Annotated in this window: 22 protein-coding genes; 10 read left to right on the forward strand and 12 right to left on the reverse strand. The window is 69.0% G+C overall.

Annotation, left to right across the window (positions count from 1 at the left end; all coding sequences use genetic code 11):
• Window positions 1–46: 46 nt before the first annotated feature.
• Window positions 47–883, reverse strand: a complete 837-nt coding sequence (locus BLR91_RS09005; RefSeq protein ID WP_018190853.1) for a PP2C family protein-serine/threonine phosphatase — start codon at window positions 881–883, stop codon at window positions 47–49.
• Window positions 880–2,088 carry an FHA domain-containing protein gene (locus BLR91_RS09010; RefSeq protein ID WP_089875610.1) on the reverse strand — a complete coding sequence of 403 codons (1,209 nt, stop codon included), beginning with the start codon at window positions 2,086–2,088 and terminating at the stop codon, window positions 880–882. Before BLR91_RS09010 ends, BLR91_RS09005 begins: the two co-directional genes overlap by 4 nt.
• A gap of 265 nt (window positions 2,089–2,353) precedes the next feature.
• Here BLR91_RS09010 and BLR91_RS09015 point away from each other — a divergent pair, with 265 nt between their 5' ends.
• The 4 genes from BLR91_RS09015 to BLR91_RS20000 all read left to right on the forward strand — a co-directional run bounded on the left by BLR91_RS09015 (window position 2,354) and on the right by BLR91_RS20000 (window position 5,880).
• Window positions 2,354–4,081 carry a T7SS effector LXG polymorphic toxin gene (locus BLR91_RS09015; protein ID WP_157694647.1) on the forward strand — a complete coding sequence of 576 codons (1,728 nt, stop codon included), beginning with the start codon at window positions 2,354–2,356 and terminating at the stop codon, window positions 4,079–4,081.
• A complete protein-coding gene (locus BLR91_RS19995) occupies window positions 4,078–4,437 on the forward strand; it encodes a hypothetical protein (protein ID WP_157694646.1) in 360 nt (119 codons plus the stop codon). Before BLR91_RS09015 ends, BLR91_RS19995 begins: the two co-directional genes overlap by 4 nt.
• A 39-nt stretch (window positions 4,438–4,476) precedes the next feature.
• Window positions 4,477–4,836 (forward strand): hypothetical protein, encoded by a 360-nt coding sequence (locus BLR91_RS09020; RefSeq protein WP_089875606.1) that lies wholly within the window; start codon window positions 4,477–4,479, stop codon window positions 4,834–4,836.
• Between the two features lie 822 nt (window positions 4,837–5,658).
• Window positions 5,659–5,880, forward strand: a complete 222-nt coding sequence (locus tag BLR91_RS20000; protein ID WP_157694645.1) for a hypothetical protein — start codon at window positions 5,659–5,661, stop codon at window positions 5,878–5,880.
• A gap of 217 nt (window positions 5,881–6,097) precedes the next feature.
• On the opposite strand, the gene BLR91_RS09025 is transcribed toward BLR91_RS20000, so the two are convergent.
• Together BLR91_RS09025 and BLR91_RS09030 are read right to left on the reverse strand one after the other, a co-directional pair.
• Window positions 6,098–6,814 (reverse strand): cache domain-containing protein, encoded by a 717-nt coding sequence (locus BLR91_RS09025; protein ID WP_089875604.1) that lies wholly within the window; start codon window positions 6,812–6,814, stop codon window positions 6,098–6,100.
• Entirely contained in the window at window positions 6,807–7,589 is a 783-nt protein-coding gene (locus BLR91_RS09030; protein WP_089875602.1) for a FadR/GntR family transcriptional regulator, read from the reverse strand. Before BLR91_RS09030 ends, BLR91_RS09025 begins: the two co-directional genes overlap by 8 nt.
• Window positions 7,590–7,655: 66 nt before the next feature.
• Here BLR91_RS09030 and BLR91_RS09035 point away from each other — a divergent pair, with 66 nt between their 5' ends.
• The 3 genes from BLR91_RS09035 (at window position 7,656) to BLR91_RS09045 (ending at window position 11,566) form a co-directional block, all read left to right on the forward strand.
• Window positions 7,656–8,831, forward strand: coding sequence for a CaiB/BaiF CoA transferase family protein (locus tag BLR91_RS09035; protein WP_089875600.1), 1,176 nt, complete (start codon window positions 7,656–7,658; stop codon window positions 8,829–8,831).
• Between the two features lie 46 nt (window positions 8,832–8,877).
• Window positions 8,878–10,041, forward strand: coding sequence for an acyl-CoA dehydrogenase family protein (locus BLR91_RS09040; RefSeq protein ID WP_089875598.1), 1,164 nt, complete (start codon window positions 8,878–8,880; stop codon window positions 10,039–10,041).
• A gap of 112 nt (window positions 10,042–10,153) precedes the next feature.
• Window positions 10,154–11,566 (forward strand): aldehyde dehydrogenase (NADP(+)), encoded by a 1,413-nt coding sequence (locus tag BLR91_RS09045; RefSeq protein ID WP_089875596.1) that lies wholly within the window; start codon window positions 10,154–10,156, stop codon window positions 11,564–11,566.
• 85 nt (window positions 11,567–11,651) lie between these two features.
• Here the strand turns inward: BLR91_RS09045 and BLR91_RS09050 are convergent, their stop codons facing one another.
• Window positions 11,652–12,308 carry a S1 family peptidase gene (locus BLR91_RS09050; protein ID WP_231918865.1) on the reverse strand — a complete coding sequence of 219 codons (657 nt, stop codon included), beginning with the start codon at window positions 12,306–12,308 and terminating at the stop codon, window positions 11,652–11,654.
• A gap of 147 nt (window positions 12,309–12,455) precedes the next feature.
• A complete protein-coding gene (locus tag BLR91_RS09055; protein ID WP_089875593.1) occupies window positions 12,456–13,922 on the reverse strand; it encodes a gamma-aminobutyraldehyde dehydrogenase in 1,467 nt (488 codons plus the stop codon).
• 89 nt (window positions 13,923–14,011) lie between these two features.
• On the opposite strand from BLR91_RS09055, the gene BLR91_RS09060 reads away from it, so the two are divergent.
• The 3 genes from BLR91_RS09060 (at window position 14,012) to BLR91_RS09070 (ending at window position 17,370) form a co-directional block, all read left to right on the forward strand.
• Complete coding sequence (locus BLR91_RS09060) at window positions 14,012–14,494, forward strand: Lrp/AsnC family transcriptional regulator (protein WP_018190844.1); 483 nt, start codon at window positions 14,012–14,014, stop codon at window positions 14,492–14,494.
• A 2-nt stretch (window positions 14,495–14,496) separates the two neighbouring features.
• A complete protein-coding gene (locus tag BLR91_RS09065) occupies window positions 14,497–15,912 on the forward strand; it encodes an aspartate aminotransferase family protein (protein WP_018190843.1) in 1,416 nt (471 codons plus the stop codon).
• A gap of 69 nt (window positions 15,913–15,981) precedes the next feature.
• The gene (locus BLR91_RS09070) at window positions 15,982–17,370 is read left to right on the forward strand and encodes an NAD(P)/FAD-dependent oxidoreductase (RefSeq protein ID WP_089875591.1); all 1,389 of its coding nucleotides are present in this window, start codon (window positions 15,982–15,984) and stop codon (window positions 17,368–17,370) included.
• 143 nt (window positions 17,371–17,513) lie between these two features.
• Here BLR91_RS09070 and BLR91_RS09075 read toward each other — a convergent pair whose 3' ends face one another.
• The 6 genes from BLR91_RS09075 to BLR91_RS09100 form a co-directional block, all read right to left on the reverse strand.
• Entirely contained in the window at window positions 17,514–18,062 is a 549-nt protein-coding gene (locus tag BLR91_RS09075) for a YceI family protein (protein ID WP_018190841.1), read from the reverse strand.
• A 108-nt stretch (window positions 18,063–18,170) separates the two neighbouring features.
• Window positions 18,171–19,358, reverse strand: a complete 1,188-nt coding sequence (locus BLR91_RS09080) for a glycoside hydrolase family 3 N-terminal domain-containing protein (protein ID WP_089875589.1) — start codon at window positions 19,356–19,358, stop codon at window positions 18,171–18,173.
• A gap of 23 nt (window positions 19,359–19,381) precedes the next feature.
• The gene (locus tag BLR91_RS09085; protein WP_020074880.1) at window positions 19,382–20,377 is read right to left on the reverse strand and encodes a carbohydrate ABC transporter permease; all 996 of its coding nucleotides are present in this window, start codon (window positions 20,375–20,377) and stop codon (window positions 19,382–19,384) included.
• The gene (locus BLR91_RS09090) at window positions 20,374–21,303 is read right to left on the reverse strand and encodes a carbohydrate ABC transporter permease (RefSeq protein ID WP_231918866.1); all 930 of its coding nucleotides are present in this window, start codon (window positions 21,301–21,303) and stop codon (window positions 20,374–20,376) included. Before BLR91_RS09090 ends, BLR91_RS09085 begins: the two co-directional genes overlap by 4 nt.
• A gap of 30 nt (window positions 21,304–21,333) precedes the next feature.
• Window positions 21,334–22,710, reverse strand: coding sequence for an ABC transporter substrate-binding protein (locus BLR91_RS09095; RefSeq protein ID WP_089875585.1), 1,377 nt, complete (start codon window positions 22,708–22,710; stop codon window positions 21,334–21,336).
• A 61-nt stretch (window positions 22,711–22,771) separates the two neighbouring features.
• On the reverse strand, window positions 22,772–24,541 hold the full coding sequence (locus tag BLR91_RS09100) for a glycoside hydrolase family 13 protein (RefSeq protein WP_089875584.1): 1,770 nt from the start codon (window positions 24,539–24,541) through the stop codon (window positions 22,772–22,774).
• Between the last annotated feature and the right edge of the window lie 61 nt (window positions 24,542–24,602).

Raw genomic sequence — 24,602 nt, forward strand, 5'->3', positions numbered from 1 at the left:
ACCCGCACTGGGGACAACTCGATTACCCCCAAGTCGGGGGGCAGAATCAGTGGCGGCGAGCGGCCCTGCGGGAGACGCCTTCGCGGTGCGCTCCGGACTCCGGGGTCGCCAGCACGTCGACGACCACGACGGTCACGTTGTCGCGCCCGCCGTTGCCGAGTGCCGCATCCATCAGCTGCTGCGCCGCGTCGAGCGGAGAGGAGCCTTCGCCGAGGAAGTAGCGGATGCCGTGCTCGGTGAGCTCCTTCGTCAGGCCGTCCGAGCACACCAGCAGCCGGGAGCCGGCGACGATCGGCAGCAGGAAGTAGTCGGGGACCGGGTCCTCGTTGAATCCGACCGCGCGCGTGATGACGTTGCTGTGCGGGTGCACCTCGGCCTCCGCCGGGGTGATGGCACCGGCATCCAGCAGCTCCTGGACGATCGAGTGGTCGACGGTGAGCTGCTCCAGCGTCCCGTCGCGGTAGCTGTACACGCGGGAGTCGCCGATGTTGAACACCAGCCAGTACGGGTTGCCGTCGACCAGGGTGAGGGCGATGCCGGTGACGGTCGTGCCCGTTCCGAGGTCGGTCTGGCCTACGCCGCGGGTCATGTCGTCGACCGCCGAGCGGAGCGCCTCGGTGAGGGCGAGTTCTCCGACGAAGTCGGCCTTCACCTTCTCGGCGAGACGCGTGACCACCGCTGTGCTCGCGAAGTCCCCCGCGGTGTGGCCCCCCATCCCGTCGGCGACGGCGAAGATCGGGGACCGCGCGAGGAGGCTGTCCTCGTTCACGCTCCGGCGATATCCGGTGTCGCTGAGGGCGGCCCAGGAGAGGCTGATGCGGGCGTCGGGATCGCCGGGGACAGCCACGGTGTGGCGTCTGCTGCTGCGACCGATCTGGGTCACTCGCGTCCTTCGTCTCTGCGGGCGGTGATCTCGATGATATTACCGTCGCCGATCTCCACTCTCGCTCCGGCGAGCACGACGGACGACTCCCCCGGCCGCAGCCGCCGCGCGCCGGTGGGACCGGTCACCACCGTCCCGTTCGTCGAGCGGAGGTCGGTGACGACGACCGCGTCCCCCGACTGCTCGATGCGGACGTGGGTCGACGACACCTCCTGGCTGGGCGACACGACGGCGACGAGGCGCGGCTCCACGCCGGAGTCGACACGCTGCGGGGCCGGCCGTCGACCGATCAGGACGGGCACGTCGAGCGCGATCGTGTCCCCCGACGGCAGGCGGGCAGCGAACGTCGCGCGGGGCGGCGGCAGCACCACCGGTTCCGTCGGCGGAAAGACCTCATCCGTGCGGATCGTCAGCGGCCCAGCGGGCGCGACCGGCGTGTCGCGAGCCGGGGCGATGATGGCCGGAATCGCGGGTTCGTCGATGTCGACAGCGCCGGGGAGCTCGTGCGGGGCGGGATGCGCGGCGGGCGGCACGATCTCCGAGTCAGCTCCGGCATCCCCGGTGCCCGCGTCGCCGGCATCGCCCGCGCCTCCGGCTCCCCCGAACAGGCTGGAGCTCTGATTGCGGTCACGGATGATCGTCTCTTCCGCGGCCGGTCCGGTCACCGCCGCAGCCGCGACCGGAGCCTCCCGGCTGCGCTCGGCGCGCTCGATCGGCTGCAGCGTCCAGGTCAGGAGCTCGCCGTCGGTCACCCCGACCCGCAGCGGCAGCGACCCGATGGAGAGCCGGGCGACCGGGCCCGTCGGCGCGTCGTCGCCCTGCAGCACCAGGCCCGTCACGGTGCGGAACTCGGCCAGCACCCACGGCTGGACGCCTCCCGCCGAGAACCGGCGTGCACCGCCGACCGAGAACACGTCGACGGCGGCCGAGCCGCGCACCACCGCCGTCACGGTGACTTCGCCCGCGGCGTTGGGCTCGGCGATCTCAGCGACGGCGAAGGAGCGGACGCTGTCCGGCCCGGCGAGCGGGAAGGCCCCGACGACGGATTCGATGGTCGCGAGCTCGGAGTCCGCCAGCCAGTACACCGCATCCACGATCTCGTCGGAGGCCGTGCTCTCGACCGCGGCAACGAACCGGCGACCCGCGATGAGCAGCCACCGGGACGGGCCGGCCGTCGGCGCATACCGGATGAAGCCGCCAGTCATCGTCGGCTCCTCCTGGTCGTCCGTGTGGTCCCCGGCGGCTGTCGGCCGGCCGGTCGCGCATTGCGCTGGTCGATGCGAGTTTAGTTGCTCGCGGCGTGATGGAGACGGCTCCGCCCATACGTGCGACAGATCGCTGTGTTCACTCTGCTACGCTCCCCCTGATGAATTCCATGTTGCAGCATCACATTTCAGTATCTGACGGCCGCGATACGGCTAACAGGGCCGCTGTGCGTATTGAGGTTCAGGATCGTGAGGACGCGAAGCAGTGAGTGTTGTGGAGTTTTCTGCTGATGCGTGGCAGGCGTCGTCGCCGCGGTTGCAGACGGGGATCGCTCGTCGCATGGAGGCGGTGGGTCAGCTGCAGCAGGGGCTGGAAGCGTTGGCGGCGTCGGAGAAGGTCAGCGGGCAGGGTGCTGATGCGATGCGGGCCTATATCGGCGAGGTGCACGTGCCGATCGTGCAGTTGCTGCAGCTGGGTTTGTCAACGTTCCACACGGCGATCGGGGTGTATTGGTCCGGGTACGGGCAGGTGGATTCCGGCGGGAACTTCCGGCTGGTGCGGGATGAGTTCCAGGCGCATCTGGCCCAGCTGGAGGGCGGGATGGAGCAGCTGCGCGGGTTCGCGACCCAGCTGCGCGGCATCGCCGCGGCGGCATCCCACCTGGTCTCGCTCGGCGGGGCGGGCGCGGGCGCGGTGGAGCAGACGGTGAACGATCTGCAGGGCATGCATGCGATCGTGAAGGGGCAGAAAGAGGGGTGGGAGGCGTATGAGGCCTCCGATCCCGGGTTCGGGCCGGTGAAGGACCTGATCGCGCAACTGGCCGGCATCGTGAACAACGTCGGCGCGCTCACGGCCGGTCAGGGCCGCTCCTACACTGCAGGCAGCTTCACCCTGACCCTGCAGCAGTTGGGGCCGCTGACCTCCGGGATGTTGGATTACTGCACGCAGAACCAGAAAGCCGCGACGGCCGGGTGGGAGAGCATGTTCTCCGGCTACGCCAAGGACATCGAAGCCGCGGAAGCAGCTAGGCGGGAGCAGGCCGGCTGGGACCTGATCTGGGACGGGTTGCAGATCGTCGCCGGCGCCGTGATCACCGTCATCGGGCTCGGGTTGACCCCGTTCACCGGAGGAGTCTCCCTCGGCCTGACCGTGTTGGGCGGGTCCCTCCTGATCGGCGGCATCAACAACGCCATCAACCACGCCTCCATCGCCACCACCGGAAACGAACTCAACCTCGCCGGCATGGCCGGGCAATGGTGGGACGCCAACGTGGCCCAACCCGTCGCCTCCTGGGGCGGAGGTTGGGAGTTCGTCGGCGGCGCCCTCTCCGGCGTCGGAAGCGCCCTCACCGGGGCGGCACAGCTGAACGTGAAAGAGATCGGTACCGGTGTAGCCGCGATCATCGCCGATCCAGGCGCCTCGTTCGCAGGAATCTGGGAACAGGTCACCGCCACCGTCCGCAAAATAGGCGAGGGAAACGCCTACGCGAACGGACAACTGGCCGGAGAAGCCGCCGCCGTTCTCATCCCCGGCCTAGCCGCAGCGAAGATCGCCCGCGCCGGCAGCCTCCTCAACAAAGCAGGCGACCTCGGTGCAACAGCCCGACTCACAGGAGCCCAGCAGACGCTCCTCGACGAACTGCTCCAGAGCGGGATCAAGGTCAGCCCTGAGAAGGTCGTCACTGTCATGAAGACGCCGGAAGGGAGAACTGTATGGCTTGAAGAAGGGAAAAGCAGCGAACTGACGGACCGGCCGTCCGGTCTCGCTCACATTGTCGAGGATCACGGCGGCGAGTTCGCGCAGAAAGGAATCGGCGAAACCGAGATTCCTCAGGTGCTGACGCGGGCCATCCAGGACGGCAGGATCGTCCGCTACCAAGGCAAAGGGTCCGATCGGCCGATTCATGAGTTTGAGTACGAGGGAAGAACCCTCAAGCTCGCGATCACAATCAGCGACAACGGCTACATCGTAGGAGCAAACTTTTCAAAATGAGTGAGTTTCAAATCACCCTTCCCATTCTCGAACCTGACGAGCCTCCGCGTGTTGATGTTCACTATGAATGGCGGCAGTACGCTCTGTGGTTATCGGGCAGATACGGCCTCGACAACGTGGATGGACACGAGATCGGACTCAGCCCTGCGCTCGTCCGTGATCTTCTGCTTTGGACAGACACTGAGGATGCTCTCTTCAACGAGGATGATCCGGCCAACAGTCCTTCTTCTCCGAACTTTCGGGCGAATGGTTTCGAACTGGCGAAGCGAGTCCGGGCGGAGCTTCCTTCGGAGTGGATCGTCACGACGTTCGATCCGGATTCCCGAAAGAGGGTGGTGCTCCCGCTGCCCCGCTGAGCGCAACTGGGAACTGAGGGCGCAAGCGCATCTCACAAAATGAATGACATCCGAATTTCTCTGCCCGTCCTGGAACCTGACGAGCCCCCGTGCGTCGACGTCCACTACGAGTGGACCCAATATGCGCTCTGGTTGGATGGAAAGTACGGCCTCGACAACGTGGATGGACATGAGATTGGTCTCAGCCCGCAGTTGGTTCGCGATCTTCTGGCGTGGACAGACGCCGCGGATGCTCTCTTCAATGAGGATGATCCGGCCAACAGTCCCCTGCCTCCAAACTTCGATGTGGACGGTTACGAGCTGGCAAAGCGCGTTCGGGCTGAGCTCCCTGCGGAGTGGATCGTCACGACGTACCACCCCGTGTCCCTCACCAGGGTCGTGGTTCCAGTAGGCGATTGATTCAAATTCGTGGAGGTCAGAGCAGCGACGGTCCGAACTCCGTGATCGCTGACCCGAGTGCCTGGGCGACAGCACTCCGCATGGGCGCCAGGAGAATCACCCGAGCCCGAAGCCTTCCGGACAACGCAGTTCAGCTCTCAGCAGAGACTGGCCTCCTGGCGCACAGCAAGCACCGCTGAACGAGCCAATCCGGGTCGGGATCAGATCCGACGTGACACGGTCGTCGCCGCCGTTACCGCGGTCGTGTGTATTGGTCCGGGTATGCGCAGGCGGATTCCCGGGGGAACTTCCGGCTGGTGCGGGAACGCCTCGTTCGCGGGCATCTGGGAACAGGTCACCACCACCGTCCGCAAGATCGCCGACGGAAACCATTGCGAAACCACCACGAGTCACTGATCCAGGCTTACGGAATCGACTTAACCAAGCTATTTGCGTGGCGGCCTTGACTCGAGGATTGGTGGAAACGGTTCATTGGTCGCAGCGATTCGACATGAACTGCGGACGGGTGAACTGGTCGGCGGCAGGGACCACATGGCGAAAGCCACTAAAGATCATGAATTCGTTGAGGAATTGGCTACGAGGAAATCCCGACGCGTCGCAGAGTGATAGAGAAACGGCGCAGCGCCTTCAGGAAATCGAGGATGCAATCAATGGCAACTAACACCGGTAGTCCTTTTGAGGACATTGCTTTCTGCGAGGAGGTCGTCGCACAGATTCCGGCCCTTATCTGGACTGTGGGAGCAGCACCTTGAAAACGAATCTGGGGAGGCGTTGCCGTACGTTTTCCTCAACGACGTTGCTGCCTGGGCAGAGGACAACGCCATGACCGAAGCAACGTCCATCAAGCGTCTTGTAGAAGTGCTCAATGATGCTCTCGAAAATGGACCGGGCGATGTCCCAAACCTTGTGCTAGCAGGCTTTATGGAGGGCATGTCGGTAGGGACTGACTTGGTCCCGCATGTTGATGGGACGCTGAAGGCGTGGCTTGAATATGAGTTCGGTATTGCCGACACCCATCCCACGCTCCGGCGCGGCGAGGAGTGAAATCGGACGGGGCACGACATCCGAAGGCAGTCTCGAGTTGGCTATGCGGGTGCGAGCGGAGCACCCTGCGGAGTGGATCGTCACAGCCTTCGACCAGGTCTCCCGAACCGACATCGTGCTTCCCCCGCCCAACCGATCGCGGCTCGGAGTGCACGCATTCGGAAAGCCCGCTGATGGCGGACACAAACTGCTGGCTGCCGGAAGCCCCCACCGCCGCTCAGACTCCGGTCGCCACCAGCCGGAACGTCGTCCCCGCGCACTCTTCCGCATCGGGGCCGACGGGGATGACCGTCCCGGCCGGCACAGCCGGATCCGTGGACACCGTCACGCGGCCGTGCTCATTGACGAGCGCCAGCGGCCGGTCGCTCGCGAGCATGGCCGGGAGCAGCTCCCGTTCGAGGCGCTTGACGTACACATCCACACCCACGACGCCGAGCATCCGCCCGTCGTACTCGACCGGCGACGTCACCGTGACGATGTAGTCGCACGCGCACAGGTGGTCGACGTACGGGCCGGTGATGTGCGTTCGGTGGGTCGACTGGGGGACGCTGTACCACTCCAGCGACCGGAAGTCGCGCAGGTACTCGGAGTACGAGCGCGCGGCGAGGTCGAGCTTCGAGGGCGCCTGCGTCGCGCCGAACACCGGGTTGTCGTCGAGCGGACCGAGCCACCAGCAGAACCGGACGTCGGTGCCGCCGGTCAGTTCGGGCGCGGCGACGAAGCCCGCGCCGATGAGCAGCGGGTCGTCGGCCGCGAGGGCCGGGAGCACCAGCGCGGCGACCCGGTCGTCGAGCGAGGTCGCCCCGGCCGGCTCGTCGGCGAGGATCGCCTCGCGCCATCCGCCAAGGGTGTCGTGGATGCGTGAGAAGAGCTCCGAGACCCGGACTGCCGCGGTCGGGGCCGTCGACACGGCCGCCGTCGTCGTCTCAGCCATCGATCGTCCCTCCGCGCTCGATCCGCGCCTTCGCCGAGAGCAGCCACCGGGCCACCTCATCCAGCAGCCCGCTCACCCGGGCACGAGCGGTCGCGGCGTCGCGCGCCGCGATCGCCTCGGTGACCTCCCGAGCGGCGGAAACGGTCGCCGCACGCAGCGCCGGGTCGCGCATCCCGAGCCACAGCAGCGGACCGAACTCCGCCTGCAGCCGCAGCTGCTCCCGCACCAGTCGGGCGGACTGGCTGAGCACGGCGAGCTCCAGCAGGAACCCGCCGGCATTGCGCCGCGCCTCGGCGGGCGCGGAGAAGTCCGCGGCCGCGACCCAGGAGCGCAGCCGGTCGTCGTCGGCGGGTGTCGAACGCTCGGCGGCGCGGTCGGCGCACCCAGCGGCGATCGTCGTCACGTAGACCGCGAGGTCGCTGAGCTCGACCTGCGAGAGCCCGCGCAGCCGCGCGGACAGAAAGGTGTCATCGGCTTCACCGGGATGCACGATGAAGCTGCCGCCGTCGCGCCCGCGCCGCGTCTCGACGAGCCCGGCTTGCCGGAGCATCCCGAGCCCCTCCCGCGCCGTCACCAGCGCGACACCGAAGCGGCGGGCGAGCTCGGCCTCGCTGGGGAGGCGCTCGCCGGCCCCCAGCACCCCGAGCACGATCGCATCCGTCAGCCGCCGGGCTACCTGCTCCGCCCGTCCCGCGTCGTCGAGCTGCGCGAACACGGCGTCGCGCGCGCCCGGCGCCGCGCGGCCGGTCCGTGCTTCGCGCGTGGAGGTGGTCACCCGTCCACGATAACGCGATCGAATCATTCGCTATAGGATGAATTCGTGTCGAGCGAAGGAGCGAGCATGGCCGACGACCGCGGCCCCACCCCCGAGAAGCCGGAGGCGGGTGTGCTGAGCGGGGTCCGCGTGGCCGACTTCTCGCGCGTGCTCGCCGGGCCGTACGCCACCATGATGCTGGCCGACTTCGGCGCCGACGTGATCAAGATCGAGAGCCCCACCGGCGACGACACCCGTGCGTGGCGTCCTCCGGTGGACGACGCGGGCGAGTCCACCTACTTCGGTTCGGTCAACCGAAACAAGCGCTCGGTCGTCTGCGACCTCTCCACCCCCGACGGGCTCGCGACGGCCCGTCGCCTGGCGAGCACGGCCGACGTCGTGATCGAGAACTTCCGGCCGGGCGTCATGGAGCGCTTCGGCCTCGACGAGCAGACCCTTCGAGAGACGAACCCGCGGCTGGTGTTCTGCTCGATCACCGGCTTCGGCCGCGATGCGGGAGCGGCGCTCCCCGGCTACGACCTGCTCGTGCAGGCGGTCGGCGGCCTGATGAGCATCACCGGCGCGCCCGACGGCGAACCGAGCAAGGTCGGCGTCGCCCTGGTGGATGTGCTGACCGGGCTCAACGCGTTCTCCGGCATCCTGCTCGCCCTCCGCCAGCGCGACGCGACCGGACGCGGCTCCCGGGTGGATGTGGACCTGCTCGGGTCGCTTCTGGCCGCCCTCACCAACCAGGCGTCCGGCACGCTCGCGACCGGACGCTCCCCCGCCCGTCTCGGCAACGCGCACCCGAGCATCGCGCCGTACGAGCTGTTCCGGGCGGCGGACCGCGAGCTCGTCGTGGCCGTGGGCAACGACCGCCAGTTCGCCGCGTTCGCCGGCGTCCTCGGCCGTCCCGGGCTCGCCGACGACGAGCGCTTCGCCACCAACGAGGCGCGCGTGCGCGACCGCGGCGCGCTGCGCGGAATCCTCGAACCGCTGCTGGCCTTCCGGACCGCCGCCGACTGGGTGGATGCGCTCACCCGTGCCCGCGTCCCGGCTGGGCTCGTGAACGACATCGGCGAGGCGTTCGCTTTCGCCGAGTCGCTCGGGCTGGAACCGGTCGTGACGAGCGTCGACCCGGAGACCGGGCGCACCTCCCGCCAGCCGGCGACGCCCATCCGGCTGGACACGGCCCCGGCCGTCCACCGCACTCCGCCCCCGCTGCTCGGCGCGCATGAGGCGCGCTGGACGGATGAGCGCTAGCGCTCGCACGACCACCCCCACCTGTATCACCCCGAAAGGACCGACCGTGACGACGACCCTCGACGAGGCGTTCACCATCGACCAGCTGCTCACCGATGAGGAGCGCGGCTGGCGCGACCGTGCGCGCGCGTTCGCGACCGAACGCATCCGCCCGGTCATCGAGCAGGACTTCGAGGACAAGCACTTCCGTCGCGAGCTAGTGGCGGAGCTCGGCGCACTCGGCGTGCTCGGCATGCACCTGAAGGACGAGGGATGCGCGGGCGCCGGCGCCGTCAGTTACGGTCTGGTCTGCCATGAGCTGGAGGCCGCCGACAGCGGCTGGCGCACGTTCGTCTCCGTGCAGGGCTCCCTGGCGATGAGTGCGATCTCGAAATTCGGCTCCGACGAGCAGAAGGCGGAATGGCTGCCGCCGATGGCCCGAGGCGAGCGCATCGGCTGCTTCGCGCTGACCGAGCCGGAGGGCGGGAGCGACCCGGCCGCCATGCGCACGACGGCCCGCCGCGACGGCGATGACTGGGTGCTCACCGGCGTCAAGCGCTGGATCGGGCTGGCCGCCCTCGCCGATGTCGCCGTCGTCTGGGCGGCCACCGACGAGGGTGTCCGCGGCTTCCTGGTGCCGACGTCGACGCCCGGGTTCTCCGCGACCGCGATCGACGGAAAGCTCTCGATGCGCGCCTCGGTGCAGTGCGATGTGGTGCTGGAGGAGGTCCGCCTCCCCGCTTCGGCGCTCCTCCCCGGCGCGCGCGGTCTCTCGGGTCCCTTCTCGTGCCTCAACGAGGCGCGCTACGGCATCGTCTGGGGTGCGATGGGGGCCGCCCGGGACTGCCTGGAGGTCTCGATCGAGCGCGCGACGACACGCGAGGTGTTCGGACGTCCGATCGGCGCGACCCAGCTCATCCAGGAGAAGCTGGCGAACATGCTGGTCGAGTACGAGAAGGGGATGCTGCTGGCGCTCCATCTGGGCCGCCTGAAGGAGTCGGGTCGCCTCACGCCGACGCAGATCAGCGTCGGCAAGCTGAACAGCGTGCGCGAGGCGCTGGCGATCGCCCGCGAGGCGCGCACCATCCTGGGCGGCGATGGCATCACGAACGCCTTCCCGGTCATGCGTCACATGGCCAACCTGGAGTCGGTGCGCACCTATGAGGGCACGGACGAGATCCACACGCTCGTGCTCGGCCGGGCGCTGACCGGGCTGGCGGCGTTCGCATGAGCGGGATCGCGGGCGTGTCCGCGACCGCCGTGGCGGATGCGGCGATCGCGGACACGGACGAGATCCACACGCTCGTGCTCGGCCGGGCGCTGACCGGGCTGGCGGCGTTCGCATGAGCGGGATCGCGGGCGTGTCCGCGACCGCCGTGGCGGATGCGGCGATCGCGGCCGCCCGTGCCGCCTCCACCCCCACGACCCGGGAGGAGCGCGCCGGCTGGCTGGAGGCCCTGGCCGACGCCCTCGACGGCGACCGGACGGAACTCGTCCGCATCGCCCACGAGGAGACGCACCTCTCCGCAGCCCGGCTCGACGGAGAGGTGACGCGCACCGCCGCGCAGCTGCGGTTCTTCGCGGGGGTGATCCGTGAGGGTGCGTACCTCGAGGCGGTGGTCGAATCGCCCGACCCGTCGCTCATCCCGCCGCGGCCGGACCTCCGCCGCATGCTGCGCCCGCTGGGCCCGGTCGCGGTGTACGCGGCGTCGAACTTCCCGTTCGCGTTCTCGGTGCTGGGCAACGACACCGCGTCAGCGCTGGCGGCCGGCTGCCCGGTGATCGTCAAGGCGCACCCCGGCCACCCCCTGCTCTCCCGCCGGACGGCCGCTCTCGCCACGCGCATCCTCCCGCCCGGCTGGTTCGCGCTCGTCGAGGGGATGGACGCGGGCACCGAACTGGTCCGCCACCCGCTCGTGCGCGCGGCCGGGTTCACCGGCTCGACCCGCGGCGGTCGGGCCCTGTACGACCTGGCCGTCTCGCGCCCCGACCCCATCCCCTTTTACGGGGAGCTCGGCAGCATCAACCCGGTCGTCGTGACGCGGGCCGCGTCAGCGGAGCGCGCAGACGCGATCGGGACGGGCCTGGTCGCCTCCTTCACCCGCGACGCGGGTCAGTACTGCACCAAGCCGGGACTCGTCTTCGTGCCGTCCGGCGGCGGCGTGGAGGAGGCCGTGCGGAACGCGCTCGGCGACGCGCCGTCGAGCCGTCAGCTGACCGACGGGATGTCGGCTGCCTTCGCCGACGGCGTCGCCGCATTCTCGGCGCGTCCGTCGGTCGAGGTGCTGCGCGGGAATGCTGCCGACGGCGCGTCCGCACCGACCGTCGTGCTCGTGGACGCCGACACCTTCCTGGCCGACCCCGCACCATTCCTCGCGGAGTGCTTCGGACCGGTCACCGTGCTGGTCCGCTACGACGACCCCCAGCTGCCGGCGCTGGTCGCAGCGCTGGAGCCGTCCCTCACGGCGACCATCCACCGCGGAACGGAGGAGGACGTCACCGCACTGGCCGCCGCTCTCTCCGCCGTCGCCGGACGCCTCCTGTTCGACGGCTGGCCGACCGGTGTCGCCATCGGCTGGGCGCAGCACCACGGCGGTGGCTGGCCATCGACGACCGCGAGCATCCACACCTCGGTCGGAGCGACCTCTCTCCGCCGCTGGCTGACGCCCCTCGCCTACCAGGACGCCCCGCAGGCCGTCCTCCCGCCCGAACTGCGCGACGGCAACCCCCTCCGCATCCCGCGCCGCGACTCCTGACCCGCCGCCTACGCCAACAGCTCCGGACTTTTTCCGCCCGACACGCTGCGGCGGGGGCGAAAAACTCCGGAGCTGTTGGCAGGGGTCAGGAGGTGGCGCCTCCGGTGACCGACGCGATCCACTGGCGGGTCGCGGGGTACCAGACGTTGTAGCTGCGCGATCGTGTGGTGGGTCCGCAGGTCTGCGGGGTGATCGCCCAGGCGACGCCGACCAGGCGGTCTCCGGCCGACGTCTCGACGATGTCGGGGCTCCCGGAGTCCCCGTAGCAGTTCCCTTCGGTGCCGGTGGCTCCCTTCGCCGTGAACTCCCAGTACGGGCTCGCCCAGTCGATTCTGAAGCGGCCCTCCGTGAGGCGCTCGCCGCTCCCCTCACCTGCGCCGACGCTGATATAGGTGTCACCCGCCACGAGCGGTGCGTCGGCCAGCGGAACGGTCGCGATGCCCGGCGTCGCCGGCACGCGGATCAGCGCCATGTCGACGGTCGGATGCCAGTACGCCTGGATACCGTGGAGGGTGACCGGACGACCCTCGCCGGCCCTGGTCCATCCCGCCGTCACGACGACGTCGCGAGCGTCCCCCTGTGCGACGCAGTGGCCGGCCGTGATCGCCCATTCCGTGCCGATCATCGCGCCGCCGCACACGCCGGCAGGCCCGGACACGGTCGCGAAGTAGGGACGTTCGCCGACCGCGACCGGCGTCCCGCCGATCAGGGCGCCCGCGGGCACGGACGGCGCGAGAGCCACGACGAGGGCGCCGGCGACAGCCGCCGCAACGGCAGCCGCACGTACGCACCGGCGCACACGGGAGGGACAGGACGGGGTGCTGGAGTTACGACAGAGAATCACCCGGGGAGTCTAGAGAGCACGCGCGTTGTGATAACGCGCTCTGACCTAAATTCCGATGTACGACATGACGTGCTTGATGCGCGTGTAGTCCTCGAAGCCGTACGCCGACAGGTCCTTCCCGTAGCCGGAGTGCTTGAACCCGCCGTGCGGCATCTCGGCGACGATCGGGATGTGCGTGTTGATCCACACGCAGCCGAAGTCGAGCCCCTTGGCGAACCGCATCGCCCGGCCGTGGTCCTTCGTCCAGACCGACGACGCCAGCCCGTACTTCACGCCGTTCGCGTTCGCCAGCGCCTCCGCCTCGTCGGTGAACCGCTGCACCGTCTGCACCGGCCCGAAGATCTCGTTCTGGACGGCCTCGTCGTCCTGCCGGAGCCCGGACACGATCGTCGCCTCCCAGAAGTAGCCGCGGTCGCCCTGGCGGTTGCCGCCCAGCTCGACGCGGGCGTGGTCGGGCAGCCGGTCGACGAATCCCGCAACCTGTGCCAGCTGGTTGGCGTTGTTCAGCGGACCGTAGAGGATGCCGTCCTCCCGCGGAGCGCCGGTGCGCGCGTTCTCGCGAGCGTACTGCGCGAGGGCGGCGACGAAGTCGTCGTGGATGCCGTCCTGCACGAGCAGGCGGGTCGCCGCCGTGCAGTCCTGGCCGGCGTTGAAGTATCCGGCCGCGACGATTCCGGCGACCGCCTTCTCGATGTCGGCGTCGTCGAACACGATCACGGGCGCCTTGCCGCCGAGCTCGAGGTGCACCCGCTTGAGGTCGAAGGAGGCCGCACGCGCCACCTCCATGCCGGCCCGCACCGATCCGGTGATCGAGATCAGCTGCGGGATGGGGTGCGCGGTCATCGCCGCGCCTGTCGTCCGATCGCCGAGCACGACGTTGAGCACGCCCGCCGGCAGGAACTCGGCGGCGACCTCCGCGAGCAGCAGCGTCGACAGCGGGGTCGTGTCGGACGGCTTCAGCACGGTCGTGTTGCCCGCGGCCAGAGCCGGGGCGAACTTCCACACCGCCATGTTCAGCGGGTAGTTCCAGGGCGTCACCTGACCGACGACGCCGATCGGCTCGCGCCGGATGAACGAGGTGTGCTCGGGCATGTACTCCCCCGCCGACCGCCCCTCGAGATTGCGGGCGGCCCCGGCGAAGAAGCGGATCTGGTCCACCGACAGCAGGATCTCGTCCTCCACCAGCGTGGCGCGCGGCTTGCCGGTGTCCAGCGACTCGGCGTCCGCGAACTCCTCGGCCCGCGCCTCCATCGCGTCGGCGATCCGGAACAGCGCGAGCTGGCGTTCGGCCGGCGTGGTCTGCCCCCACGTCTGGAAGGCGCGCTCGGCGGCGGTGTACGCGTCGGCGACATCCGCCTCGGTGGAGACGGGCGCGGTGGCGTAGACCTCCTCCGTCGCCGGGTCGATCAGCGGGATACTGTCCGTGCCGCGGGCTTCAACGGAGCGGCCGTCGACGAAGTTCCGGAGTTCGCGTGCTGAGGAGCCGGGAGCAGAGCCGTCACGAGCAGTCATGGCGGTTAGCCTACTGATTTCGTCAGCGAAACGGTCAAATTCGTGCGGAATCGCTTGCCAGACATCCAATCCACTGACAGAATCGCTCCATGAGTACCCCTCGGGCAGCGAACGGCCAGAAGGCTGCGGTCATCGACGACGTCTCCAAGGCGATCATCGAGCAACTGCAGGCGGACGGCCGCAAGTCGTACGCGGAGATCGGCAAGGCCGTCGGTCTCAGCGAGGCGGCGGTGCGCCAGCGCGTGCAGAAGCTGACCGAGTCGGGCGTGATGCAGATTGTGGCCGTGACCGACCCCATGCAGCTCGGCTTCTACCGTCAGGCGATGATCGGCGTGCGCTGCACGGGCGACACGCGTGCGGTGGCCGACAAGCTGGCGGCCATGCCGGCGGTGGATTACGTGGTGCTGACTGCCGGCACCTTCGACATCCTCGCCGAAGTGGTGTGCGAGAACGACCTCGACCTCATCACGATGCTCAACTCCGAGATCCGGACGCTGGAGGGCGTGCTCTCCACTGAGACGTTCGTGTATCTGAAACTCCACAAACAGTTCTACAACTGGGGAACGCGATAACCATGACGACAACCGTAGAAACGTTCGGCGAGCCGATCGCGGCCGAGGAGGCGGCGCTGCAGGCGAAGGCGCGCGACCACCTCTGGATGCACTTCGCCCGCCAGTCGGTGATGGAAGAGGGCCACGGCGTCCCCATCATCACGCGCGGCGAGGGCCACCACATCTGGGACTCGCACGGCAAGCAGTACATCGACGGGCTCTCCGGACTGTTCGTGGTGAACGCGGGCCACGGCCGCAAGCGTCTCGCCGAGACGGCGGCGAAGCAGGCCGAGCAGCTGGCGTTCTTCCCGATCTGGTCGTACGCCCACCCGAACGCGATCGAGCTGGCCGACCGGCTGGCCTCCTACGCGCCCGGCGACCTCAACCGCGTCTTCTTCTCCACCGGCGGCGGTGAGGCGGTCGAGACCGCCTTCAAGCTGGCCAAGTACTACTGGAAGCTGCAGGGCAAGCCGACCAAGCACAAGGTGCTGTCGCGCGCCGTCGCCTACCACGGCACCCCGCAGGGCGCCCTGGCGATCACCGGCATCCCGGCCATGAAGGAGATGTTCGAGCCGCTCACCCCCGGCGGGTTCCGCGTCCCGAACACCAACTTCTACCGTGCGGGCGAGATGGGCGCACCGACCGACGACATCGAGGCCTTCGGCGTCTGGGCGGCGAACCGCATCGAGGAGATGATCCAGTTCGAGGGTCCCGACACGGTCGCGGCCATCTTCCTCGAGCCGGTCCAGAACTCGGGTGGATGCTTCCCGCCGCCTCCCGGGTACTTCCAGCGCGTCCGTGAGATCTGCGACAAGTACGACGTCCTCATGGTCAGCGACGAGGTCATCTGCGCATTCGGCCGCATCGGCCACATGTTCGCGTGCGACGAGTACGGCTACGTCCCGGACATGATCACCTGCGCGAAGGGCATGACCAGCGGGTACTCCCCCATCGGCGCGACGATCATCAGCGACCGCATCTACGAGCCCTTCAAGCACGGAAACACGTCGTTCTACCACGGCTACACGTTCGGCGGCCACCCGGTCTCGGCCGCGGTGGCGCTGGAGAACCTCGACATCTTCGAGGAGGAGCAGCTCAACGAGCGCGTCCGTGAGAACTCCCCGCTGTTCCGCGCCGAGCTCGAGAAGCTCCTCGACCTGCCGATCGTCGGCGACGTCCGCGGCGCCGGCTACTTCTTCGGCATCGAGCTGGTGAAGGACAAGAACACCAAGGAGACCTTCAACGACGACGAGTCGGAGCGTCTGCTCCGCGGGTTCCTGTCGAAGGCCCTGTTCGACGCCGGCCTGTACTGCCGCGCCGACGACCGTGGAGACCCCGTGGTGCAGCTCGCCCCGCCGCTCACCATCGGCCCGAGCGAGTTCGTCGAGATCCGCCAGATCCTGGAGTCGGTGCTGACGGAGGCCTCGAACCACCTGTAAGACCCCCAAAGGACGAATCCGGGACTGCTCACGCGGTCCCGGATTCGCGCCTTAACGAGAAGGAGCGCAATGGACTACCGCACGGTCGGCTTCTGGTTCGACTCCATCGCCGCCGACGAGGACGGCTTCCGCCCCCGGCCCGGCCTCGACGCCGATGCCGATGTGGATGTCGCCGTTGTCGGCGCCGGTCTCACCGGCCTCTGGACCGCCTACTACCTGCAGGAGCGCGACCCGTCTCTGCGCATCCTGCTGCTGGAGAAGGAGGTCGCCGGTTTCGGTGCGTCCGGCCGCAACGGCGGCTGGTGCTCGTCGCTCTTCCCGTGGTCCGCCTCGAAGCTCGACGCGCGGTACGGCCGGGATGCGGCCGTGGGCATGCGCCAGGCGATGGTCGACACCGTCGACGAGGTCGGGCGGGTCGCCGAGACCGAAGGCATCGACATCGACTTCGCTCGCGGCGGCACGGTGACGTTCGCCCGGTCGACGCCGCAGGTCGCGGCCGCGCGCGCCGAGTTCGAGGAGTCGGAGCGCTACGGCGTCGACCGCGTGGCGCTGTGGGGCACCGAGACGGTCCGCTCGCGGTTCGGCGTGCGGGATGCGCTGGCCGCGACGTACACGCCGGCGTGCGCGCGCATCCACCCGGCCAAGCTGGTGCGCGGTCTCGCCCGGGTCGTCGAACGCCGCGGAGCGACCATCGCGGAGGGCACGGAGGTGCTGTCGTGGGACGCCGGGACGGTGCAGGTGCGCTCCGGCGGTTGCGCGCGCACGGTCCGAGCGGGCACCGTGGTGAACGCGACCGAGGGATACGGCTCGCAGCTTCCGCAGGTGGGCCGCCGCATCCTCCCGCTCTACTCGCTGATGATCGCCACCGAGCCGCTGCCCGACGCCACGTGGGAGCGCATCGGCATCGAGCACGGGCAGACGTTCACCGACTTCCGGAACCTCATCGTCTACGGGCAGCGGACCGCTGACAACCGGTTCGCGTTCGGGGGCCGCGGCGCGCGGTACCACCTGGGGAGCGCCATCCGGCCGGGATACGACCGGTCGCCGCGCGTGCGCGACCACCTCATCCACACGCTCCACGACCTCTTCCCGGACGCCGCGGGCGCCAGGATCACGCACCACTGGGGCGGACCACTCGGCGTTCCGCGCGACTGGCACGCGAGCGTCGGCTACGACCGCGACGCACGCGAGGCCTGGGCCGGCGGTTACGTCGGCGACGGGCTGAGCACCACGAACCTGGCCGGGCGTACGCTCGCGGACCTGCTCACCGGATCCCGCACCGACCTGACCATGCTGCCGTGGGTGGGGCACCGCTCACCGCGATGGGAGCCGGAGCCGCTCCGGTTCGCCGGGGCCAACGCGGGCCTCGTCGCGATGGAGTCCGCCGACCTGGAGGAGTCCGTCACCCGTCGCGCCTCCGTCATCGCGCGCACCCTCTCCCCCCTCATCGGCCACTGACCCGCCCCCTCTCAAACGCCTCCGCCCACCGTCGAGTCCGCAAACTTTGCACGCACGCGTGGCGTGTCGTGTGCAAAGAGTGCGTACTCGACGGTGGGCGGAGGGGCGCTGGGGGCGGGGCGCAGGGGCGCGAGGCGCAGGGGTCAGGAGGCGAGGACGGCCTGGAGCTCGAGGGTGATGGTGACCTCGTCGCCGAGCAGCATGCCGCCGGTCTCGAGCGCGGCGTTGTAGGTCAGGCCGAAGTCCTCACGGTTGATCTTGGTCTTCGCGGTCGCGCCGGCCTTGTAGTTGCCGTACGGGTCCTGGCCGAAGCCGCCGAAGTCGAACTCGAAGGTGACGGGCTTGGTGATGCCCTTGATGGTGAGGTCGCCGTCGACGAGGAACTCGCCGTTCTCGTGGCGCACGCCGGTCGAGACGAAGTCGATCGTCGGGTGCTCCTCGGCGAGGAAGAAGTCGCCGGTGCGGAGGTGCGCGTCGCGGTTCTTGTCCTTGGTGTTGATGGAGGCGACGTCGGCCTTCGCGGTGACCTTCGACTCGAGCGGGTTCTCGGCGGTCACGAAGGTGGCGTCGAAGTTCTCGAAGACGCCCTTCACCTTGCTGATCATCAGGTGACGGATGCTGAAGCCGACCTCGCTGTGGGCGGGGTCGATGGTCCAGGTGCCAGCCTTGTAGCCGGGGATCTCGATAGTCACGGTGTCTCCTAGAAGTCGCGCGCCGGGCGGCCCATCCGCCCCGCGTCGAATACATGCAAGCGTATGGACTCCCGGACTATTCCGCGATTCACGAAAAAAGTTGACGCGTCACTCTTCCGCGGAGAGCGATCGACGCAGCTCCAGCAGCTTGAGCGCGTCCGTGTCGATCTGCGCGACCGGGATGCGTCCCTGCTGCACAGCCGTGACGACGGCATCGATGAGAGCATCCGGATCGCCTCCGGCCGGCAGCACGTCGAGCACCATGGTGTTCCCCGCCGCGATCGCCTGCACCGCGTTCTCCCCCGGGTCCTGGTACTGCGGCAGCCCCGTGTCCTGCAGCATCCGCAGATCGTCGGTGATGCTCGCGCCGCGGAACCCGAGCTCGTCGGTCAGGATGCGGTGCCAGGCCGCCGAGAGCGACGCGGGCGCCGCATCCACCTGGGTATAGGCGAGGTGCCCGAACATCACCAGCTCGGCACCGGCGGAGATGCCCGCCTGGAACGGCGGGGCGTCACGCGTCGACCAGTCCTGCTTGCTGACGGCGGTCGACGGCACGGCATTGTGCGAGTCGGCCTCGCTCTCGCCGTGGCCGGGGAAGTGCTTGAGCGTGCTCAGCACCGTCCCGCGCTCCCCCGTCACCGAGGCGGCGACACGGGCGGCCGCCGCGCCAGGGTCCGTCCCGAGCACGCGGTCGGCGATGAACGAGGCCGGGTCCGCGGTGACGTCGGCGACAGTCCCGAAGTTCACGGAGATCCCGGCCTGCTTCAGGAGCGTCGCGCGCCGGGCGAAGGCGTCGCGCGTCGCTGCCGGGTCCTGGTCCCGCAGGGTGTCGGCGCCGGGCTGATCATCCCAGCCGAGGCGCGTGACGTCGCCACCCTCCTCGTCCACACCGATCAGCGGAGGGAGGCCCGGGTCGGAGGCCGTCATGGCCGCCGTCTGCGCGGCGAGCTCGGCGGGGGTCGACGGGATGTTGTCGCCCATCAGGATCATGCCGCCGACGCCGTACCGGTCGACGTATCCGCGCAGCGCCGGGGGGTCGGTACCGGGTGTGTGCAGCATGAACAGGCTCGCCACCTTCTGCCGCAGGGTCAGGTTGGCGAGGCGCTGCCGGGCGTACGCTTCGACCGGGTCGACGGTCGGCGTCGGCGACGGGGTCGGAGCCGCGCCCGCGGTGTGGGTGGCGCCTATCGTGTGGGCAGGAGCGGCACCCACGCATCCGCTCAGCCCCGCCATCAGCAGGGTCGCCGAGAGCGCCACGGCGACCACCGCGGCCGTCCGGCGTCGGGCTGCGCGCATCCCTCGATGCTAACCCAGCCGTCTCATCCCTTCACGGCGCCGCCGAGCCCCGCGCTCCGCAGGAACAGGCCCTGGAACACCAGGAACAGCACGATCGGGATGAGCGTCGAGATGGCCAGGGCGGCCAGGTACACGTCAAGCTGGATCGCCGCCTGCAGCGTGGGGAGCCGCACCGACAGCGGTTGGATGGCCGGGTCGCGCAGCACGAGCAGCGGCCAGAGGTAGTCCTTCCACGCCGCAATGATCGCGAACACGGACACGACACCGAGGATCGGCTTCGACATCGGCAGCACGATCGACCAGAACAGCCGGAAAGGCCCGGCCCCGTCCGTCCGCGCCGCCTCGAAGATCTCCCGCGGCAGGTTGTCGAAGAACCGCTTCACCAGCACGACGTTGAAGGCGCTGGCGCCGGCCGGCAGCCACACCGCCCAGAACGTGTTGATCAGCGACTGGCCGAGCAGCGGCGGGTTCAGGATGGTCAGGTACAACGGCACGAGCAGCACAACCGACGGCACGAACAGCGTCGTCAGGATGAGGCCGTACAGCACCTTCCCGTACGTGGGCCGGAGCACGCTCAGCGCATACCCGGCCGTCGTCGCCACCAGGATCTGCGCCGCCCATGAGCCGGCCGCGACCCAGATCGTGTTCATGAACTGCACGTCGATGTGGACCGTCGACCACGCGGTCGACAGATTCGCCCAGTCGACCCCGTTCGGGAACAGCGCCATCGGCGTGCGGAGGGTGTCCTCCGTCGGCGTGATCGCCGACTTCGCGAGCCACAGCAGCGGACCGAGGCCGACGATCACGAGGACGACGAGCAGAGCCCCGTGGATGACGCGCGCGCTCCACCGCACACCGCGTTTCCGGCGGTCGGAGATCGAGAGGATGCCGCGGTCGCCCGCGTCCTCCCGCTCACGTCGTCGGGTCCGCTGCCTTCTCTCCGGCTCGTGAGGAGCCGGCGCGAGGAGCTCCTGCGCGTTGGCCGCCGCCTCGCGCGGCAGCTCGGTCGAGGTCGTCAATTCTGGCTCCAGGACTTGGTGAGGCGGAAGTACACGAGGGACAGCACGGCGAGGAACGCCGCCAGCATCAGACTGAGCGCGGTGGCGGCGCCGTAGTCGCCGCCGAGCGAGTTCTGGAACGCGTACCGGTAGATGAGCAGCAGGATGGTGACGGTCGAGTCGACCGGGCCGCCGCCGGTGAAGAGGAACGGTTCGAGGAACACCTGCGCCGTGCCGATGATCTGCAGGATGAGCGTGATCAGCAGGACGCTGCGCAGCTGCGGCAGCGTGACGTGCCAGATCTTGCGCCAGATGCCCGCACCGTCGACCTCGGCCGCGTCATACAGCTCCGGCGCCACTCCGGTGATCGCGGCCAGGTAGATGATGATCGTTCCGCCCGCCGCGGCCCAGGTCGCCTCGACGACGAGAGACGGCATCGCCTGCGTCGCCGACTGGATCCACGGCTGCGGCGGGATCCCGATCCATCCGAGGATCGTGTTGAACACGCCGTCCGGGCGGGCGTCGTAGAAGAACTTCCACAGCAGCACCGCCACCACCGGCGGTACGACCACGGGCAGGTACGCGAGCGCGCTGTACAGGCCCTTCGCGCGCTTCACCTCGCTCATCAGCACCGCCGCGATGAGCGGGATGGGGTACCCGAGCAGCAGCGCGAGGAAGGCGAACCAGGCGGTGTTGCCGACCGCCGTCCAGAACAGCGGATCGTTCACCACCTGCACGAAGTTGTCCCAGCCGACCCAGGTGGGCGCGCTCACCAGATTGGTGTGCTGGAAGCTCATGACGACGCTCCGCACGATGGGCCACCAGGAGAAGATGCCGAAGATCACGAGCATCGGCAGCAGGAACAGCAGGGAGCTGAGGCCCCCGCCGCGCACCCAGGTCAGGGGTGTGCGGCGGGGACGGCTCAGCTGTCGATCGTGTGTTGTCACTTGTCTGCGTTCGTCACTTGTTCGTGTTCGTCACTTGTCTGCGTCGACGAGCTTCTGGATGTCGCTGTCGACCTTCTTCAGCAGCTGGTCGATGTTCGCGTTCTTGTCCGTCAGCACGGCCTGGACGACGGAGTCGAGCGCGCCGTACAGCTCCTGCGTGTGCTTGTTCGGCTCGGGGACCAGGTTGGCGTCGAAGATCTTGTCGGTGAACGGCGCCACGTTCTCCTGCGGCACATTGATCTCGCCCGCGATCCACTCCATGTTCTGGTCGTACGTGGCCTTGTCGAAGAGCGGCAGGGTGGGAACGCCGACCGGCTGGTTGGACTTGACGAGCACCTTCGCGTCGGCGATCGCCTGATCCTTGTCGAGCAGCTTCTGCATGTAGTAGAAGTCGATCCACTTGACCGCAGCTTCCTTCTGCGCCTGCGATGACTTCGGGCTGACGGCCGCGACGTTGCCGCCGCCGAGGACGCCGGCATCACTGTTCGACGAGTCGATCGGCAGCATCGTCAGTCCGTAGTTGGCCGGGTCGACGTTGTTCTGCTGCACCAGCGAGGTGAGCACATCGGATCCCGACGGGTACATGGCGATCTGCCCGGCGCCGAACGCCTGATTGATGCCGCTCCAGTCGAGCAGGAAGTTGCTGCCGACCGAGTTGTCCTCCCAGCGGAGGTCGTGCAGCCACTGCAGCGCCTCCTTGGTGACCGGGTTGTCGGTGGTGACCTTCGTCTTGCCGCCGTCGGTGGTCTCCATCCGGCCGCCGCGGGCGTACACGGTCGTGATCAGCTGCCAGCCGCCGGTGTTGCCCTGCGTCATCTGCATGTAGCCGGCGACACCCGGAACCTTCTCGGAGATGGTCTTGGCGGCCGAACGGACCTCGTCCCAGGTCGTCGGCGGCTTGTCCGGGTCGAGCCCGGCCTTCTGGAAGATCTCGCGGTTGTACGACAGTCCCATGGCGTACGGGCCGTACGGGATGCCGTAGATCTTGTCGCCGGACTTCGCCACTGCGAGCACCTTCTCGTTGAACTTGTCCGCGTACGGCAGCTTCTTCACCTCTGCGGTGATGTCGGCGAGCTGACCCGCCTGGAGCAGCGACTGGGAGTCGGTGAACGGAACGTTGAAGACATCCGGGAGAGTTCCGCCGGCGAGCTGCGTCGCGAACGTCGGCCCCGTCCACTGGTACTCCTCGGACTTGATGTCGATGTTCGGGTTGGCCTTCTCGAACTCCTTGACCCGGTCGTCGAAGGCCGTGAACGCGGCCTTGTCGCTGCCCGGGATGAGGCTGGCGACGGTGATGTGGACCTTCCCGTCGCCGGAGTCGCCGCCGGATGACGAGCATCCGGCCAGGAGCCCCGCTCCGGCGAGGGTGACCGCGGCGACCGCCGTGATCCTGAGTGATGACTTCATTGTCTGGACCCTTTCGAGTGATGGTGCAGTGCGTGGATGGTGCAGTGCGTGGATAGTGCGTTCAGGTGGTGAGGTGTCCCGTCGGCCGGTGCTGCGTCCGCAGCCAGACCGTCGAGTCGGGTGGCAGCTTCCCGTCGACGAGCGGGCGGCTGCTGAGGAGGATCGCCTGGTGCTCCGGGAGGTCGACCGGAGCGGCGGAGAGGTTGGTGACGTTCGCGAAGGCGGCGCCGCGGGCGAAGGCCAGCACACCGTCCGGCGCATCCAGCCAGGTCAGCGGTCCGTCGCCGAGGCCGGGCTCTGCGCGGCGGATGCGGAGCGCCTGCCGGTAGAGCCACAGCATCGAGGCGGGGTCGCTCTGCTGCGCCTGCACGGTCAGCGCGGCCCAGCCGGCCGGCTGAGGCAGCCACGGATCGGCGTCGGCGCCCTCGGGGCTGAAGCCGAACGGCGGCTGCGTCCCCCGCCACGGGAGTGGGACCCGGCAGCCGTCGCGGCCGGGGTCGACGCCGCCGGAGCGCTCGTGCATCGGGTCCTCGCGGAGCTCGTCGGGAAGGTCTTCGACCTCCGGCAGCCCCAGTTCGTCGCCCTGGTAGATGTACAGCGAACCGGGCAGGGCGGCCGTGAGGAGCGCCGCGGCGCGTGCCCGGCGCGTCCCGAGGGCGAGGTCGGTCGGGGTGCCTTTGCGCTTGGTGGCGAAGGCGAACGAGGTGTCCTCGCGACCGTACCGGGTCACCGCTCGGGTGACGTCGTGGTTCGAGAGGACCCACGTGCTCGGAGCGCCGACCGGCGCATGCGCCGCGAGCGTCTCGTCGATGGATGCGCGCAGCTCCACCGCATCCCAGGGCCGGGCCAGGAAGTCGAAGTTGAACGCGGTGTGCAGCTCGTCCGGTCGCAGGTACAGCGCGAACCGCTCGATGTCGGGCAGCCAGATCTCGCCCACCAGCACCCGGGTTCCCGGATACCCGTCGGCGAGGGCGCGCCAGCCGCGATAGATGTCGTGGAGCTCGTCGCGGTCCTGGTTGGGATGCTCCCCCGCCCCGGGATGCTCGGGCACCTCGGGCAGCGCCGGATCCTTCACGAGCAGCGCGGCCGAGTCGATCCGCACTCCGGCGACGCCGCGGTCGAACCAGAACCGCAGGATGTCCTCGTGCTCGCGCCGCACATCCGGGTGGTCCCAGTTGAGGTCCGGCTGCTGCGGGCTGAACAGGTGCAGGTACCACTCGCCGGGCGTCCCGTCGGGGTTCGTCGTGCGCGTCCAGGTGTCTCCGGAGAAGTTCGACGGCCACGATGTCGGCATCTGCGAGCCGTCGTCGCCGCGGCCGGGCCGGAACCAGAAGCGTTCGCGCTCGGGCGATCCCGGGCCGGCGGCGAGGGCTTCCTGGAACCAGCGGTGCCGGTCGGAGACGTGGTTCGGGACGACGTCGATGATGGTGCGGATGCCGAGGGCGAGCGCCTCGCCGATCAGCGCCTCCGCCTCCGCCAGGTCACCGAATGCCGGGTGGATGCGGCGGTAGTCGGCGACGTCGTAACCGCCGTCGGCGAGCGGCGAGTCGTACCAGGGCGTGAACCAGAGCGCGTCGACGCCGAGGTCGGCGAGGTACGGCAGGTGCTGCCGCACGCCGGCGAGGTCGCCGACGCCGTCGCCGTTCCCGTCCGCGAAGCTGCGCGGGTAGATCTGGTAGATCACCGCGCTGCGCCACCACTGCGGGTCGTCGGACGGCGGTGCGGATGCGGCACGCGCCGTCGCACCGGCGCTCGCCGGCTGCGGAGCGGCGACGGGTGCGGCGGTGCCGCCGTCCATCACGGTGAGATCCACGCTGAGCCCTTCGGTCATCTGTCGTCGCGACGGACACCGCGGCGCCGTCGTCGTTCACCGAAATGTAGCTAGTTCGACA

Origin of the sequence: Leifsonia sp. 466MF, from assembly GCF_900100265.1 — a bacterium.
GTDB lineage: Bacteria > Actinomycetota > Actinomycetes > Actinomycetales > Microbacteriaceae > Leifsonia.